Annotated in this window: 16 protein-coding genes; 5 read left to right on the top strand and 11 right to left on the bottom strand. The window is 63.6% G+C overall.

Features of this window, described 5'->3' with window-relative positions; genetic code table 11:
- Nucleotides 1–2 precede the first annotated feature (2 nt).
- The gene (locus DWB23_RS16475; protein WP_121743881.1) at nucleotides 3–257 is read right to left on the bottom strand and encodes a helix-turn-helix domain-containing protein; all 255 of its coding nucleotides are present in this window, start codon (nucleotides 255–257) and stop codon (nucleotides 3–5) included.
- 645 nt (nucleotides 258–902) lie between these two features.
- On the opposite strand from DWB23_RS16475, the gene DWB23_RS16480 reads away from it, so the two are divergent.
- From DWB23_RS16480 to DWB23_RS16500, 5 genes are all read left to right on the top strand, one after another.
- Nucleotides 903–1124 (top strand): hypothetical protein, encoded by a 222-nt coding sequence (locus DWB23_RS16480; protein WP_121743882.1) that lies wholly within the window; start codon nucleotides 903–905, stop codon nucleotides 1122–1124.
- Entirely contained in the window at nucleotides 1121–1327 is a 207-nt protein-coding gene (locus DWB23_RS16485) for a hypothetical protein (protein WP_121743883.1), read from the top strand. The genes DWB23_RS16480 and DWB23_RS16485 overlap by 4 nt, the downstream gene beginning before the upstream one ends.
- 14 nt (nucleotides 1328–1341) lie before the next feature.
- Complete coding sequence (locus DWB23_RS16490) at nucleotides 1342–2346, top strand: tyrosine-type recombinase/integrase (RefSeq protein WP_170972315.1); 1005 nt, start codon at nucleotides 1342–1344, stop codon at nucleotides 2344–2346.
- A gap of 629 nt (nucleotides 2347–2975) precedes the next feature.
- Nucleotides 2976–3638, top strand: a complete 663-nt coding sequence (locus tag DWB23_RS16495; protein WP_121743885.1) for a DUF502 domain-containing protein — start codon at nucleotides 2976–2978, stop codon at nucleotides 3636–3638.
- Between the two features lie 323 nt (nucleotides 3639–3961).
- Nucleotides 3962–6064 (top strand): minichromosome maintenance protein MCM, encoded by a 2103-nt coding sequence (locus DWB23_RS16500; RefSeq protein WP_121743886.1) that lies wholly within the window; start codon nucleotides 3962–3964, stop codon nucleotides 6062–6064.
- Between the two features lie 41 nt (nucleotides 6065–6105).
- On the opposite strand, the gene DWB23_RS16505 is transcribed toward DWB23_RS16500, so the two are convergent.
- The 10 genes from DWB23_RS16505 to lysW all read right to left on the bottom strand — a co-directional run bounded on the left by DWB23_RS16505 (nucleotide 6106) and on the right by lysW (nucleotide 15148).
- The gene (locus DWB23_RS16505) at nucleotides 6106–6999 is read right to left on the bottom strand and encodes a transcription initiation factor IIB (RefSeq protein ID WP_121743887.1); all 894 of its coding nucleotides are present in this window, start codon (nucleotides 6997–6999) and stop codon (nucleotides 6106–6108) included.
- Between the two features lie 201 nt (nucleotides 7000–7200).
- Entirely contained in the window at nucleotides 7201–7560 is a 360-nt protein-coding gene (locus DWB23_RS23555; protein WP_238717489.1) for a hypothetical protein, read from the bottom strand.
- A 101-nt stretch (nucleotides 7561–7661) separates the two neighbouring features.
- Nucleotides 7662–8921 carry a threonine synthase gene (thrC, locus tag DWB23_RS16515; RefSeq protein WP_121743888.1) on the bottom strand — a complete coding sequence of 420 codons (1260 nt, stop codon included), beginning with the start codon at nucleotides 8919–8921 and terminating at the stop codon, nucleotides 7662–7664.
- Nucleotides 8922–8979: 58 nt separating this feature from the next.
- Nucleotides 8980–9900: an ornithine carbamoyltransferase gene (gene argF, locus DWB23_RS16520; RefSeq protein ID WP_121743889.1), complete on the bottom strand. Its 921-nt coding sequence runs from the start codon at nucleotides 9898–9900 to the stop codon at nucleotides 8980–8982.
- Complete coding sequence (locus DWB23_RS16525) at nucleotides 9900–11009, bottom strand: [LysW]-lysine hydrolase (RefSeq protein ID WP_238717490.1); 1110 nt, start codon at nucleotides 11007–11009, stop codon at nucleotides 9900–9902. The genes argF and DWB23_RS16525 overlap by 1 nt, the downstream gene beginning before the upstream one ends.
- Nucleotides 11006–12160: an aspartate aminotransferase family protein gene (locus DWB23_RS16530; protein ID WP_121743890.1), complete on the bottom strand. Its 1155-nt coding sequence runs from the start codon at nucleotides 12158–12160 to the stop codon at nucleotides 11006–11008. The genes DWB23_RS16525 and DWB23_RS16530 overlap by 4 nt, the downstream gene beginning before the upstream one ends.
- Nucleotides 12157–13026, bottom strand: coding sequence for an acetylglutamate/acetylaminoadipate kinase (locus DWB23_RS16535; protein ID WP_121743891.1), 870 nt, complete (start codon nucleotides 13024–13026; stop codon nucleotides 12157–12159). The genes DWB23_RS16530 and DWB23_RS16535 overlap by 4 nt, the downstream gene beginning before the upstream one ends.
- The gene (gene argC / locus DWB23_RS16540; protein WP_121743892.1) at nucleotides 13027–14103 is read right to left on the bottom strand and encodes an N-acetyl-gamma-glutamyl-phosphate reductase; all 1077 of its coding nucleotides are present in this window, start codon (nucleotides 14101–14103) and stop codon (nucleotides 13027–13029) included. It abuts the gene before it with no gap.
- Nucleotides 14103–14987, bottom strand: coding sequence for a lysine biosynthesis protein LysX (gene lysX, locus DWB23_RS16545; RefSeq protein WP_121743893.1), 885 nt, complete (start codon nucleotides 14985–14987; stop codon nucleotides 14103–14105). Before lysX ends, argC begins: the two co-directional genes overlap by 1 nt.
- Nucleotides 14984–15148: a lysine biosynthesis protein LysW gene (gene lysW, locus DWB23_RS16550; RefSeq protein WP_005554620.1), complete on the bottom strand. Its 165-nt coding sequence runs from the start codon at nucleotides 15146–15148 to the stop codon at nucleotides 14984–14986. The genes lysX and lysW overlap by 4 nt, the downstream gene beginning before the upstream one ends.
- Nucleotides 15149–15214: the final 66 nt, after the last annotated feature.

Consider the following 15214-nt stretch of genomic DNA (forward strand, 5'->3'; position numbering starts at 1 on the left):
TTCTATTCGTCTGTCTCTAAGTCGCCAGCGTCGAGTTCTCCCTCGAGATACGCACGACCGCGGTCCGTAATTTGGTAAAATCCTGCATCTTCATCGTAGTATTCTACAAGGCCTTCATCCAGAAGCGGGCTCATTCTCTGCCGCACGTATCCGGCATTGAAATTGATATTTTCAGCAATCACACGTGGTGTCGCAACGATCTCTCGGTTCCCTTCATTCAGAAGGAACTCCAAGATGTGATCATCTGCATTCGTCATCCACGACACCCGTGGCCGTCGCATCTTGCCTGTTCTGACGCTTGAAACCAGAAAGTTCGTCCGGTTGTGTTTGGTGGACTGATCATGTCATGGTCCATGGCTAACAGAATCGTTAGTTAAATATAAGTAAATAGGGTGTTTGGATGCGGTCAACGGAAGCCAGACGGACCCACCGGTACCCGGTCGGGTCCTCGTCAGAAACGCGGACCCGGTGCTTGGGACACCGGCCCGCTGGCCTCCGTAACCACAGTACGGAAGCATGTATTCACGCAACGCTACGGGGGATAAAGCCCCCGATAGACGGCATCGATCGGCCCACGGCCCACAGCCTACGGCCGCCTCGAGTTCCGATATCGGAACTATCGGAAAGATAGCAAATCCCGACTCAACACTAACGAGAGCGTGTAAGTCACAGGATCCGACTATTTTCGGAACTATCGGAAATCACCTTCCGACAACTAAGAGGGTCGCATACAGTCGTTACAACGCACCGACGGACAGCAGCCGCGCGCGCCCCCAGTTCCAACTAACGGCGCACGCGGTGAGTCCGCGGTCCCACAACAGTGAGACCATGATTGAAATTACACGCAACCACAGTAAACGTACCGGAGGTAGTGCTGACGGCAAGCTACCCGAGGGGGATCGATGAGCGACGAGTTCCACGCCCTAGAGCGACAGGCCGACGCGATGGAACAACAGACGGCGGCCCTCGAGGCGATCGCGACGGAACTGCGCTACCAGAACGCGGCGCTCGTCGAGACGATCGACGCGATCGACCAGCTGGCCACGCACGTCGACGACCGCGAGGGCGAGCTGATGAATGGGCTGGATCTCGCGGAGAACTGGGCGGACGGTGATGGGCGATGAGCCTGTACGGCGTCTGCTACGACTGCGGCAAGCACGCGACGCTTCGGTACAAACCGGACGTCGCGCTCGACGATCAGCCGCGACCGTCGGTCTGTAACGTCTGCCGGTCGCGTCGCGAAGAGCGGATGATCGAGCAGTTCCGCGAAGACCGAGCTGTTTCGCCGTACGTTCCACGGACTCCTGACGAGGGTGACTACGAGTGATCACCCCGGAAGAGATGACGCCACGTAAGGCGTGGCATCGGTATCTCGACGGTCGGCGTACGGAGATCACCGACGAAACGGCATCCACGTATCACTACCGGCTGAAGCTGTTCGTCGAGTGGTGTGAGGATAACGAGATCGAGACAGTATCGGAACTCACTGGCTGGGTACTCGATCAGTACGAAAGTGCCCGCTCCGGCGAGGGTGTTGCTTCGACGACGCTCCACAACGAAATGGAGACGCTACAATCGTTCATCGAGTATCTCGAGCGGATCGAAGCTGTCGACGATGGGCTTGCCGATCGCGTGAACATTCCTGACGTGCCTGCCGACGAGAAGTCCCGAGAGACGAAACTCGAGGCAGATCGTGCACTCGGACTCATTCGCTACTACCGTTCGAGTAGTCGAGCAGGTTCGCAAAACCACGCGCTGCTCGAGGTCGCCTGGCATACGGGTGCGCGGTTGGGCGGGATCCGAGCGCTGGACTTGCGGGACTTCGACGCCAGCGACCAGACACTCGAGTTTGTACACCGGCCAGAAACCGATACGCCGCTGAAGAACAAGCGCAACGGTGAACGGATCGTTGGGATACGAGACGGTGTCGCGAAGACGCTGAGACAGTACATTCAGTCTGACCGGTGGGAGAAGCACGACGATCACGGTCGACAACCGCTGTTTTCGTCACTCCAGGGCCGTCCGGCGACGACGACCATGCGCGCCTGGATGTACGCTGCGACCTTTCCGTGCGTTCAGGGTCCGTGTCCTCACGGACATGACCCTGAAACCTGTGAGTTCCGGAGTCATACCCACGCGAGCAAGTGCCCGTCCTCACGGGCTCCGCACCACGTTCGGACGGGCTCGATTACCTGGCACCAAGATCGTGGTGTTCCGCGCGAAGTGACCACAGAGCGAGTGAACGCTTCGCAGGATATCATCGATCGGTTCTACGACAAGGCAACCAAGCGCGAGCGGATGGAACTTCGACGCCGTCCGCACCTCGAAAAACTCGAAATCGAATGAGAGATATGTACGCAAAATTCGGCAGTTCGATCGACGCACAGTCCGGCGATTTTCGTCCTAGTTCAATACCGGGCGATCCCATACTTCCTGCTGCGAGCAAGCTCTCGAGCAGCGGGGACCGGAAACGCACGGCTTTAAAGCGGATCGAGGTTCCGTTCGAAGCGCAGGCTCTCGGGCGTGGTTCACGATCCGGGAGATCCATCCCAGTTGTGACTAGCAGAGCAGTCGGTACGGTCGAGACAACGCACAGACGGACAACAGCCGCGTGTGCCGCTGTATCCAAAGCAACAGCGCACGCGATTCGTCCGCGGTCCCACAGAGTGAGACCATGTGCAGACTGGGACCCAAGTGTGGTAAGGGTGTCGACTGCCGTTCTAACAGTCACACGTTCGAAGTCCGTCAGTACGCACCAGCGAACGCGACGGTCCGTCCCGTGGAAGACACGGGCCGATGGCGGACGCCGGCCATCAGAGGTGGATGCTGGAGTCTCTCGCCGCGAGTTCCTCCGTGACATCCGCCGGGAGGGCGGCATCCGAACTGCTCGAGTCCGCAGCCTCGAACGAGTCACCTGAAAAAACAATCAATGCAAGCCGAACGGCTTCCCAGACCCCCGTGCTCAGTGGAACTCGATGGCGGACTCTCGAGCCCGTGGCCGCGGTCGCATACGCGGACGGTTCAAGCGCTGGCTCATCAACGGCGTCGTGATCACGATTCCGCTCGTGATCACGCTGCTCGTGTTCGTCGTAGTTATCGACTTCGTTCTCGGTATCCTCTCGCCGGTCGTTCGGGGCCTCATCTACGTCTGGCCGAACGAGCCGTCCACCGAAATCGTCCAGTTCGCGACGCTCCTGTCCCTGTTCGTCTTTTTCCTGCTGGTCGGGATCGCCGCCGAGTACACGCCGGGCAGGTACATCTCCAGACGCGTCCACGCGACGATAGAAACGATTCCCGGTGTGAGCACGATCTACGAGAGCGTCCGTCGGGCCAGCCGGATGCTCATCGACGACGACACGGATCAGTTTCAGGACGTCAAACTCGTCGAATTCCCCCACCGGGACGCCTACATGCTCGGCTTTCTCACCGCGACGACGCCACCCGCGATCGAGGACCGAATCGACGACGGCGAGATGATGACGATCATGGTCCCGCTCGGGCCGAATCCGACGACGAACGGGTTCATCATGCACATACCCGCCGAACGCGTCTACGACGTCGACGTCACCGTCGAGGAAGCCGTTCGCTCGATCGCGACCCTCGGCGTCGCCTCTAACGAACTCGGAGGCGACGCCTGACCGGAAGACAGGTCAGCGGACGAGTCGTTCCGCACGCGGTACCAAAACAGATTGGGCACACATACATAACTGACGGAGAACGAGAACTGGTGTGGCCACGCGAGGGAAGCGGAATACGGAACGCGGCGTGTGCGTCTTCAGCGTAGGATCCTGAAGGCGATTTCAGACAGCGATCGACGTGGTCCGAAACCGATCGTCAGCTTCTCCGGGCGATTTCGCTACGCTCCCGCGGCGAGCGACGACAGCAAGCGACAGTGGAGCCGCGATCAGTTTCGCCCCGCTTTGCGACCATTTATACCCGATGGCACCCCTAGAACAGTGCAATGGCGCAAGCGGGAAATTCTGAACTCGTCGACTCGTTCGAGCAGTTCTTCCGCAACTACTACGACAACGAAATCAAGCAGCTTGCCCAGCAGTATCCGAACGAACAGCGTTCACTGCATATCGACTGGCAGGACCTCTACCGATACGATCCCGATCTCGCAGACGACTTTCTCAATCAGCCCGAGCAGCTTCAGCGCTACGCCGAGGAGGCGCTTCGACTGTACGACCTGCCGATCGACGTGAGTCTCGGACAGGCTCACGTCCGGATCCGAAACCTTCCGGAGACGGAGTCCCCCGAAATTCGGGAGATTCGCGCCCGGAACATGAACTCCCTCGTCCAGGTCCACGGCATCGTCCGAAAGGCCACCGACGTTCGTCCGAAGATCGAGGAGGCCGCCTTCGAGTGCCAGCTCTGTGGCACCCTCACTCGTATCCCTCAGTCCAGCGGCGATTTTCAGGAGCCACACGAGTGTCAAGGCTGCGAACGACAGGGGCCGTTCAAGGTGAATTTCGACCAATCGGAGTTCGTCGACTCCCAGAAACTCCGCATGCAGGAGAGTCCCGAAGGCCTTCGCGGCGGGGAAACGCCACAGTCGCTCGACGTCCACATCGAAGACGACATCACCGGCGAGGTCACTCCCGGCGATCACGTCTCCGCGACCGGCGTCCTCCGACTCGAGCAACAGGGCAACGACCAGGAGAAATCGCCCGTCTTCGACTTCTACATGGAGGGGATGTCCGTCGACATCGACGAAGAGCAGTTCGAGGACATGGACATCACCGACGACGACAAGAAGGCGATCTACGAAATTTCCAACCACGACGACGTCTACGAGCAGATGGTCGCCTCCATCGCGCCCTCGATCTACGGCTACGAACAGGAAAAACTCGCGATGATCCTCCAGCTGTTCTCCGGCGTGACGAAGCAGTTGCCCGACGGCTCGAGGATCCGGGGTGACCTGCATATGCTCCTTATCGGGGACCCTGGTACTGGTAAATCGCAGATGATCGGTTACATCAAAAATATCGCCCCTCGAGCCGTCTACACGTCCGGTAAGGGTTCGTCCTCAGCGGGTCTCACCGCCGCCGCGGTTCGCGACGATTTCGGTGATGGACAGCAGTGGACGCTCGAGGCCGGCGCGTTAGTTCTCGCCGATCGGGGTATTGCAGCGGTTGACGAGCTAGATAAAATGCGATCGGAGGATAGGAGCGCCATGCACGAAGCCCTCGAGCAACAGCAGATTTCGGTCTCGAAAGCCGGCATCAACGCCACGCTCAAGTCGCGCTGCTCGCTCCTGGGTGCGGCAAACCCCAAGTACGGTCGCTTCGACCACTACGAGCCGATCAGCGAACAGATCGACCTCGAGCCGGCGCTCATCTCGCGATTCGATCTCATCTTCACCGTGACGGACGAACCGGACGAGGAAAAAGATCGGAACCTCGCCGAACACATCATCAACACCAACTACGCGGGTGAGCTGACCACTCAGCGCGAGGAGATGACCTCGATGGACGTCTCGGGCGACGAGATCGAGGAGATGACCGAGAAGGTCGACCCGGAGATCGACGCCGAACTCCTGCGGAAGTACATCGCCTTCTCGAAACAGAACTGCCACCCGCGAATGACGGAGGAAGCCCGAAACTCGATCCGGGACTTCTACGTCGACCTGCGCTCGAAGGGGACGGACGAAGACGCGCCGATCCCGGTAACGGCGCGAAAACTCGAGGCGCTGGTCCGGCTCTCCGAGGCCAGCGCCCGCGTGCGACTCTCGGATACGGTCGAACAGTCGGACGCGAACCGGGTCATCGAGATCGTCCGCTCGTGTCTGCAGGATATCGGCGTCGATCCCGAGACGGGCGAGTTCGACGCGGACATCGTCGAAGCCGGCACCTCGAAGTCCCAGCGCGACCGGATCAAGAACATCAAACAGCTGATCAGCGACATCGAGGAGGAGTACGACGACGGCGCACCCGTCGATATCGTGTTGGATCGGGCCACAGAGATCGGGATGGACCAGTCCAAGGCCGAACACGAGATCGAGAAGTTAAAACAGAAAGGCGAGGTCTACGAGCCGAGTACGGACAACCTCCGGACGACGTAGCAGATCCGAGTCGACGCGACTCGAGCCTCGATGTCGGTCGGTTACCGTTCTTTCAGCGTTGTTACGGTCGAGCGGATCGTTACCGGGGCGACGTCGGCGACGTCTGCCGCAGCAGCCTGCGTAATCGTCGACCACTCTTCGCGCTCGTTGGCCGCCTTGTAGAGACAGGCCGCCGCGACGCCGCTCGGATTCCGTCCGCCGATGAGTCCGTCCTGAAGCAGCGCAGTGGCGTGTTCTCGAGCGCGGCGTTCGACAGCGGTCTCGAGATCGAGTTTCGAGGCGTATCGGGGCAGGTACTGCGTCGGGTCGATCGGTCCCGTCGGAATGCCGAGTTCGCGATTGAGCGCGTCGTAGGCGACGGTGAGTTCGTCGGCGTCCGCGCGAGCGACGGCGGCGATTTCGTCGATCGTTCGGGGGGTCGAACGCGTTCGACAGGTCGCATAAATTGCGGCGGCGGCGAATCCCTCGATCGATCGGCCCTGAAGCAATCCCTCGGACTGTGCCGATTTGAACAGGGCACACGCCTGCTCGCGAGCGGAGTCCGGAAGCGAGAGCCGGGCGTTGACCCGCTTGATTTCGGTAAACCCGTAGACCTGATTGCGGTCGGCTTTCGTGGCTATTCTAGCACGGTTGTGTTCCCGTCGTAGGCGGGCGATTTGTCGGCGTTTTCGGCCGGTCAGTCGAGAGCTGTATCCCGAACTGGAACCGTAGCCGATCTTCGTCGAGAGTCCGCGATCGTGTCTCGAGCGGGTCAACGGTGCGCCGGTTCGTCGTCGGTCGGTGTCGTCGCCGTCGAACGACCGCCATTCGGGCCCACGATCGATAGCGTCCTCTGCAGAGATGAGACCGCAGTCTTCGCAGATCGTTTCGGTACCGCTCGTTCGTAACCGCCCGTCGCACTCGGGACAGAAACCGGACGAATTGAAAGTAGCCATTGGTTATTTTTCCCCACTATACTGGTTGGTGTTCGCGATAGTATTTAAAATATAGGAAGTCAGTGAAGGATTAAAACGAGGTACACAGACGGAGAAACGACGAAAACGGCCCTACCGGGCGAGAGTGATCGGCTGGGACAGATCGACACGAACGCGGTCGGCGAAACTGAACGTCCGCGCTCGAGAACGTACGGCTGACGCCTACTGCCGCGCCTCGAGAAACCGCTTCACGGCGGACCGCGTCTCGGACGTCGTCGGTGCGTCGTCGTCGGAGGACGCTCGTTCCGTGAGGAGGCGTTCGTACCGATCGATCACTGCCTGTCGACGGTGTTCGCTCGTCTCGAGCGCCTGCTCGAGCGCTTCGATCCGCGCGCGGAGTCGCGTGCGTTCGATTCGAGAGTGAAGCGGTGGCCCCGTCGGACTCGCGGTACCGGCATCCGATGTGCCCGCTGCGGAGGGACAGTGAAACTCGACGGCGGTGGCCACACCGGTGCGGTGTCGTCCACGCATCGGTTCATCGCTGGCAGGGGTTCGGTCGTCATGTGGGTGCTCGACGGACATAGATCCGGCTCGCGATTCGGACTCAGTGCAGAAAAAGCTCAGTCAGTCGACCGTCATACACGTCTGACGGGAGTCGTGCGCCCGAATGACAAGGTTGGCGATCAGTTCTGTAGGTGCTCGAGTACGCCCGCAGTATCCGCAGAAACCGGCTCCGGCTCGCGTCCGGCGGCGGCCGCGGCGTCGGGATCTTTGAGCAGGTGGCCGGTCGTCAGGCAGGCGACGCGTTCGTCGTCGTCGACGATCCCTTCAGATCGAAGCTTTCGCAGCCCCGCAACGGAGGCGGCCGAGGCGGGTTCGACGCCGATCCCCTCCCCGGCGAGATCTCGCTGGGCGTCGGTGATCGCCTCGTCGGAGACCGCCACCGCGGTGCCGCCGGTTTCGCGGATGCCCGGCAGGGCTTTCGGCGCGTTGACGGGGTTGCCGATCCGGATCGCCGTCGCGCGCGTCTCGACGTCGTCCCACCGCTGCACTTCGTCCGCGCCGTTCTCGATCGCTTCGACCATCGGGGCCGCGCCCTCGGCCTGGACACCCGTCAGCTTCGGCACGTCGCCCTCCGCGAGTTCGCCCGCCTGAACGAGTTCGCGGAAGGCCTTGTACAGCGCCGACGTGTTTCCGGCGTTGCCGACGGGGAGAACGATCCGATCCGGAACGGCGTCGTAATCCGCGAGGAAGCCCTCGAGGATCTCGAGTCCGATCGTCTTCTGGCCCTCGAGTCGGAAGGGGTTCAGCGAGTTCAGCAGGTAGGCCTCGCCGCCCGCCGCGAGTTCCTGGACGATGTCGAGACAGGCGTCGAAGTTGCCGTCGACCTCGAGAATTCGAGCGCCGTGGAGGCTGGCCTGGGCGATCTTGCCCGCCGCGACCTTTCCCGCGGGGAGGAGGACGAGCGTCTCCATGCCGCCGCGGGAGCCGTACGCGGCGAGGGCGGCGCTCGTGTTCCCGGTAGAGGCACACGCCAATCGATCGACGCCGAGTTCCGCCGCGACCCTGACGCCGACGGTCATTCCCCGATCTTTGAACGAGCCGGTGGGGTTCATCCCCTCGTGTTTGATCCGCAGCGTCTCGACGCCGATATCGTCCTCGAGACGGGGGACTTCGTACAGCGGGGTCGCCCCCTCCTGAATCGAGACGCCGGCGTCGAACGGCAGCGCGGCGGCGTAGCGCCAGACGCCCTGTCCCTCGAAGTCGTCGAACGTCGGCAGATCGGCGTATCGAACCTCGAGCAGGCCGTCGCAGTCGTCGCAGGTGTAGCGAACGTCCTCGAAGGGCGCGAACGTGTCGCCGCAGTCGATACACTCGAGCCAGACGCCATCGTCGGCGTTGTCGGGCGCTCTCGGCTGATTCGTGGACAGGCTGAGACTCATTATCGCTCGAGAGGAGAGCGGAGGGGAAAAAGGACGTGGGTTCAGCGGACGTCGGCGGTTACTCGAGCAGCCAACTCAACAGCGCTTTTTGCGCGTGCAGACGGTTCTCGGCCTGATCGAAGACGATCGAGCGGTCGCTCTCGATGACGTCGTCGGTGATCTCCTCGCCGCGGTGGGCGGGCAGACAGTGCATGACCGATGCGTCGGCGGCGTGTGCGAGTAACTCCGACCGGACCTGGAAACCCTCGAAGGCGTCCATTCGGACATCGCGTTCGTCCTCCTGACCCATGCTGATCCAGACGTCGGTGTAGATGACGTCGGCGTCCGAGACCGCTTCGACCGGATCGGTCGTGACCGTCGGGTTGCCCCCGAGGTCTCGAGCGCGCTCGAGGACGAGATCGTCGACTCCGTACCCCTCGGGCGTGGCGATCGTCAGGTCGATGTCGGTCAGCGCACAGCCGAGCGCGAAGGACTGGGCGACGTTGTTGCCGTCGCCGACCCAGGCCGCCGAGACGCCCTCGAGACCGCCTTCCTGCTCGCGGATCGTCAGCAGATCCGCGAGGGTCTGGCAGGGGTGGGCGTCGTCGGTCAGCCCGTTGACGACGGGTACCGAGGCGTACTCCGCGAACACCTCGATGTTCTCGTGTTTGAACACGCGGGCCATCACGGCATCGACGTACCGCGAGAGTGTTCTCGAGGTGTCTTTCAGCGGCTCGCCGCGACCCAGCTGAATGTCGTCTTCCCCGAGGAACACGGCGTGGCCGCCGAGTTGGGTCATCCCGGTCTCGAAGGAGACGCGGGTCCGCGTGCTCGGCTTCTGGAAGATCATGCCCAGCGTCCGGTCCTCGAGATCGAGGTGGTCCTCGCCGCGTTCCTGCGCGCGTTTGTACGTCTCGGCGCGATCGAGGACGGTCTGCAGTTCGTCCTGCGAGAGGTCGTCGATCTCGAGGAAGTGTCGGAGTTCGGCGTCGCTCGCCATCACTCCTCACCTCCGCGCAGCGTCGTCGCAACGCGCCCGAGGATCTCGACTGACTGGTCGAACTCGGCGAGAGACAGCCGTTCGTCCGGCGCGTGATCGAGGTCCGAGTTGCCGGGTCCGTAGGTCGCCATGGGACAGTCCCAGACGCCCGCATAGAGGTTCATGTCGCTGGTTCCGGTCTTTCGCAGGAGTCGCGGATCGCAGCCCTCCTTGCGGATCGCCGCGCGGAAGGCGCGGGCGACCTCGGTTCGGGGGCTCTCCATCACCGGCGGGATCGGCTCGGCCCACGAAACGGTACCGATCTCGAGTTCGGCTTCGGCGGTCTCGCGGACCGTCTCGGCGTCCAGCGACGGCGGGATCCGCAACTGGACGTCGAGCGTCGCCTCGACCGAGAGCCCGTCGTCGCTGATGCCGCCATCGATATCGACGGGTTTGGCGGTCACCCGTTCGAAGACGGCCGTGTACTCGTCGTATTCGAAAGCCGCCTCGACGCCTGTCCACCAGTTCGTCGCGTGCTGAATCGCGTTGGGTTCGGGCCGGGAGGTGTGGCCGGATTCGCTGGTGGCGACGTAGGTGCCCGCGAGGAAGCCGCGGTAGCCGAGCGTAATCCCCGTCGCACCGCTTGGCTCGCCGTTAACGACTGCTGCAGGTTCCTCGCGGTCCTCGACGAGGTGGCGCGCACCGCGCGAATTCGTCTCCTCGCCGACGACGCCGACGAAGGAGACGCCCGTACGCACGGCGGCGGCAGCCATCGCAGCCAGCGGACCGGTGGCGTCGACGCTGCCGCGGCCCCAGAGGACCTCCTCGCCGGTCCTCTTGGCGATCTCCCGTTCCACGTCGACATCGTCCGCCGGCTGCACTTCGACCGGAATCTCGCCGGGGACGGTGTCGACGTGGGACGTCAACAGAACGGCGTCGTCCGCGGGTGCGCGAACGTTGCCGACCTCGTCCGTCCACGCCTCGCGGCCATAGGCCTCGAAAAACTCGACGAGACACGCGGCGGCCGCGTCCTCCTCGCCGGAGGGTGACGGCGTCGAAACGAGATCGATCAGGAGCTGACGAGCGTCCTCGAGCGAGACGTCGGTCGTGTTTTCCATGGTCGCACTCATGATTCTGCGTTTGCCTCGGGGGCGAGGATCTCGGAGAGGGCGTCCACGAACTGATCCGCTTCCGGCTCGTCGATCACGAGCGGCGGCAGCAGGCGCAGGACGGTCCGGCCCGCGGGGAGCGCCAGTATCTGATGCTCCATCGCCAGGTCGCGAGCGACGCGGTTCGCGCCGCGTTTCAACTCGACGCCGACGAGCAGGCCGTCGCCGCGGACCTCGCGCACCTCGTCGCCGAGGGCCGCCTCGAGTTCGTCGACGAGGTAGTCGCCGATCTCGGCGGCGTGGGCGGGCCACTCCTCTTCGACCAGCGTCGAGACGGTCGCGTGGACCGCCGCGGAGACGACGGGGCCGCCGCTGAACGTGGCGTTGTGCGAGGCCGCGCCGTCGGCGATCCAGTCGCGAACCGCGACCGCGCCGACGGGCAGGCCGTTGCCGAGTCCTTTCGCCGTCGTGATCACGTCGGGCGTCACGCCCGCGCGCTGGCAGGCCCACATCGCACCCGTGCGGCCCATTCCGGTCTGAACCTCGTCGAAGACGAGCGCCGCACCGGCGTCGTCGGTGCATTCGCGGGCGGTCTCGAGGTAGCCCGCCGGCGGGACGTTGATTCCGCCTTCGCCCTGAATCGGCTCTAAGATCACGGCTGCGGTCTCGTCGTCCACGGCGGCCGCGAGCTCCTCGCCGTCGCCGTAGGGGACGAACTCCACGTCGCCGGCCAGCGGCTCGAATGGCTTCTTGTACTTGTCTTTCCAGGTCGCCGCGAGCGCCCCCATCGTCCGCCCGTGGAACGAGCGGGTCGCGGCGACGATCTTCGACTCGCCGGTCGCCGAGCGGGCGAACTTCAGCGCGGCCTCGTTGGCCTCGGTCCCGGAGTTGCAGAACCAGGCCTGGTCCAGTCCGTCCGGGGTCGACGCGACGAACGCGGCGTAGGCGTCCTCACGCGATTGGACGGGGTACGAGGAGTCGACGAACGTCAGTTTACCGACCTGCTCCTGAACGGCCTCGACGACCGCCGGGTGGCTGTGTCCGAGCGGCGTGCACGCGAAACTCGCGCCGGCGTCTACGTACTCCGTGCCGTCTGCGGTGTAGAGGTACGGACCCTCGCCGCGTTCGATGCCGATCGGCTTGCCGCCGGAGACGAAGTCGTGGGCCGTCATTCTGCGGCCTCCTGTGCCGTCTCGTCCGCGTTCTCGGCGAGCACGCCGGGCTCGAGCGTCGTGCCCTCGCCCGCGAGCGCGCTCGTGATCGGTTCGTCGGCGTTTGCGGTCGCGACGATGACCGACGACGCGCCGCCCTCGAGGGCCTCCTCGGCGGCCATGACCTTCTTCGTCATGAAGCCCTCCGCGGCGGCTTTGACGGTTTCAAAGTCCGCTGGCGTCGTCGCCGAATCGATCTTCGTCGACTCGTCGTCGGGATCCTCGTAAATGCCCGAGACGTCGGTGAGCACGACCAGGTCGGCCTCGAGCGCACCGGCGATCGCAGCAGCCGCGCGGTCGGCGTCGGCGTTGACCGCCGTGTAGCCACCCGACTTCTCCTCACCCAGCATGGGAACGGAGACGACGGGCGTGTAACCGCCCGCGAGGACGGTCTCGAGCAGGTCCGAATTGACCGACTCGATCTTGCCCGAGTGGTCGCCGCGCTTGATCTTCTTCTTGCCGTCTTCCTTGACGCGGACGGCCGACTTGCGCTTGCCACGGAGCAGTTTGCCGTCGGTACCGGAGAGTCCCACGGCGTCGACGCCCTCGTTGTGCAGGCTCTCCACGAGATCCGTGTTGAGCTTGCCGGGCATCACCATCTTGAAGACGTCCATGGTGTCCTCGTCCGTAAAGCGGCCGACGACGCCGCCGGGCGTCTCGACGTAGGTCGGGTCCTCGCCGAGTTTTTCGAGGGTCTCGTCGACGGCAGTCGATCCGCCGTGGGTGAGCACGACATCTTCGCCGTCCTCGACGAGGCTCGCAACGTCCGCGAGCGCGCCTTCGGGATCGACGGCGCGTGCGCCGCCGACCTTGACCACAACGGTCATTCAGGGAGCCCCCACGGGATGGAGACCCGTAAACTCGAGCCCGGCCGTCTCCTCGAGCCCCAGCGCGATGTTGGCGGCGTGGACCGCCTGTCCCGCGGAGCCTTTCATCATGTTGTCGATGGCCGAGAAGACGACGATGCGCTTGTTCTGCGGATCGAGTTCGAAGCCGACCTCGGCGAGGTTGGTTCCGGCAACCGCTTTGGGTTCCGGATATCGATAGACGCCGGAGCCGCCGGCGGCCATGCGGACGAACGGCTCGTCCTCGTAGCAGCCGCGGTAGGCCTGCCAGAGGTCGCCCTTCGAGACGGGACCCGAGGGGAAGACGTGATTCGTCGCGCTCGCACCGCGAATCATATCCACGGCGTGGCAGGTGAACGCGACGCTCGTGCCGAGGAACTGCTCGATCTCGGCCTCGTGTCGGTGGCCCGTCGGCGCGTAGGGACGGACGACGCCCGAGCGTTCGGGGTGGCTCGAGGCCTCGCCGCCGCCGGCTCCGCCCTCGGAGGAGCCGACTTTCACGTCGACGACGACCTGTTCGCCACCTTCGAGAATGCCGTGCTCGAACAGCGGGTACAGGCCCAGAATGGTCGCGGTGGCGTTACAGCCGCCGCCGGCGATCAGGTCCGCGCCCGCGAGGTTCTCGCGGTTGATCTCGGGCAGGGCGTACTCGGCCGTTTCGAGGTACTCGGGTGCCTCGTGGCCGTCGTACCACTCGTCGTACTGCGCCTCGGTCTCGAGGCGAAAGTCGGCCGAGAGGTCGACAACCGTGTTGGCGACCTCGAAGAACTCGTCGATCTGTCCCATGGAAACGCCGTGAGGCGTCGCCGCGAACAGGACGTCGACGGACTCGAGATCCTCGGGTTCGGTAAAGCGAAGGTCCGTGCCGCGAAGCGGCGGATGGACGGAGCCGACGCTCTTCCCGGCCTTCGATCGGCTGGTAACCTCGGTAATCTCGAAGTTCGGATGGCCGGCGAGGAGTCGCAGCAACTCGCCGCCCGTAAAGCCGGAGCCGCCGATGACGGTCGCCGTCACCGTCTCGGCGTTCTCGTCGGTGCCGGTTTCGGTGCCGACCGCCATCAGGCGCTCACCTCGAGTTCCTCCTCGGTCGCGCCCGCCGCTTTCGTCTCGAGCCAGTCGACGACGGTGCCGGCGATGTCGGTCTCGACCGCGCCGTCGAGCGCTTTGAACTCGACGGTGTGGTTGACCTCGTGGACCGTATACCCCTCGTCGGTCTCCATCAGGTCGATGCCGAGCAGCCCGCCGCCGACGGCGTCGCTGGCCTTTCGGACGAGTTCTCGCGCTTCCTCGTCCGGCTCGAAGACGTCAGTCTCGGCACCTTTGGCCGCGTTCGTGATCCAGTGGTCCGACGAGCGGACCATCCCGGCGATCGGTTCGCCGTCGGTCGCGAGCACGCGAATGTCGCGGCCCGGTTTCTCGACGAACTCCTGAACGTAGAACACCTTGTGCTCGTAGTGTCCGAGCGTCGCCTTGTGCTCCAGAATCGCTTCCGCGGCGTCCGGCGAATCGATCTTGGCCATCAGGCGACCCCACGAACCCACGACGGGTTTGAGGACGCAGGGATAGCCGAACTCCTCGATGGCGGCCATCGCGGTCTCTTTCGTGAACGCGACTTTCGTCGCGGGCGTGGGAACGCCCGCACGCTCGAGCGCGAGGCTGTTTTTCACCTTATCGGCGCAGATGTCCGCGGTCTCGTGGCTGTTGACCACGGGGATGCCGTAGGCCTCGAAGAACTGCGTGGCGTACAGGCTCCGACTCGTGGCGAGACAGCGGTCGACGACGATATCGAGGCCTTCGAACGACTCGGGGGCCTCGCTGATGTCGAACGTCTGCTTGCGGACGTCGATCTTTTCGATTTCGTGGTCGCGCTCGCGAAGCTCGTTCAGGAGGAGCTTCTCGTCCTTGCGGATCCGGGAGTAGAGTATTCCTACTTGCAAGGTCACTCACCCCAGTCCTCTTCGAGCTCCGGGGCTCGCTCGAGGACTGGCGGCTCAGTGTCGACGACTTCAAGCTCTGCTCCACAGGTCGTACAGTCAACGATCTCTCCTACTTCCAGATCGTCATGCAGGGACACCTCGGCCCCACACTCGACGCATTCGGTCATTGTACCTCCAACTGAGAGCCGGGGTCCCTTAAAGCCTTCGAACTTAACAGCAGAATTACACGACTC

This window comes from Natronorubrum halophilum (genome assembly GCF_003670115.1).
GTDB lineage: Archaea > Halobacteriota > Halobacteria > Halobacteriales > Natrialbaceae > Natronorubrum > Natronorubrum halophilum.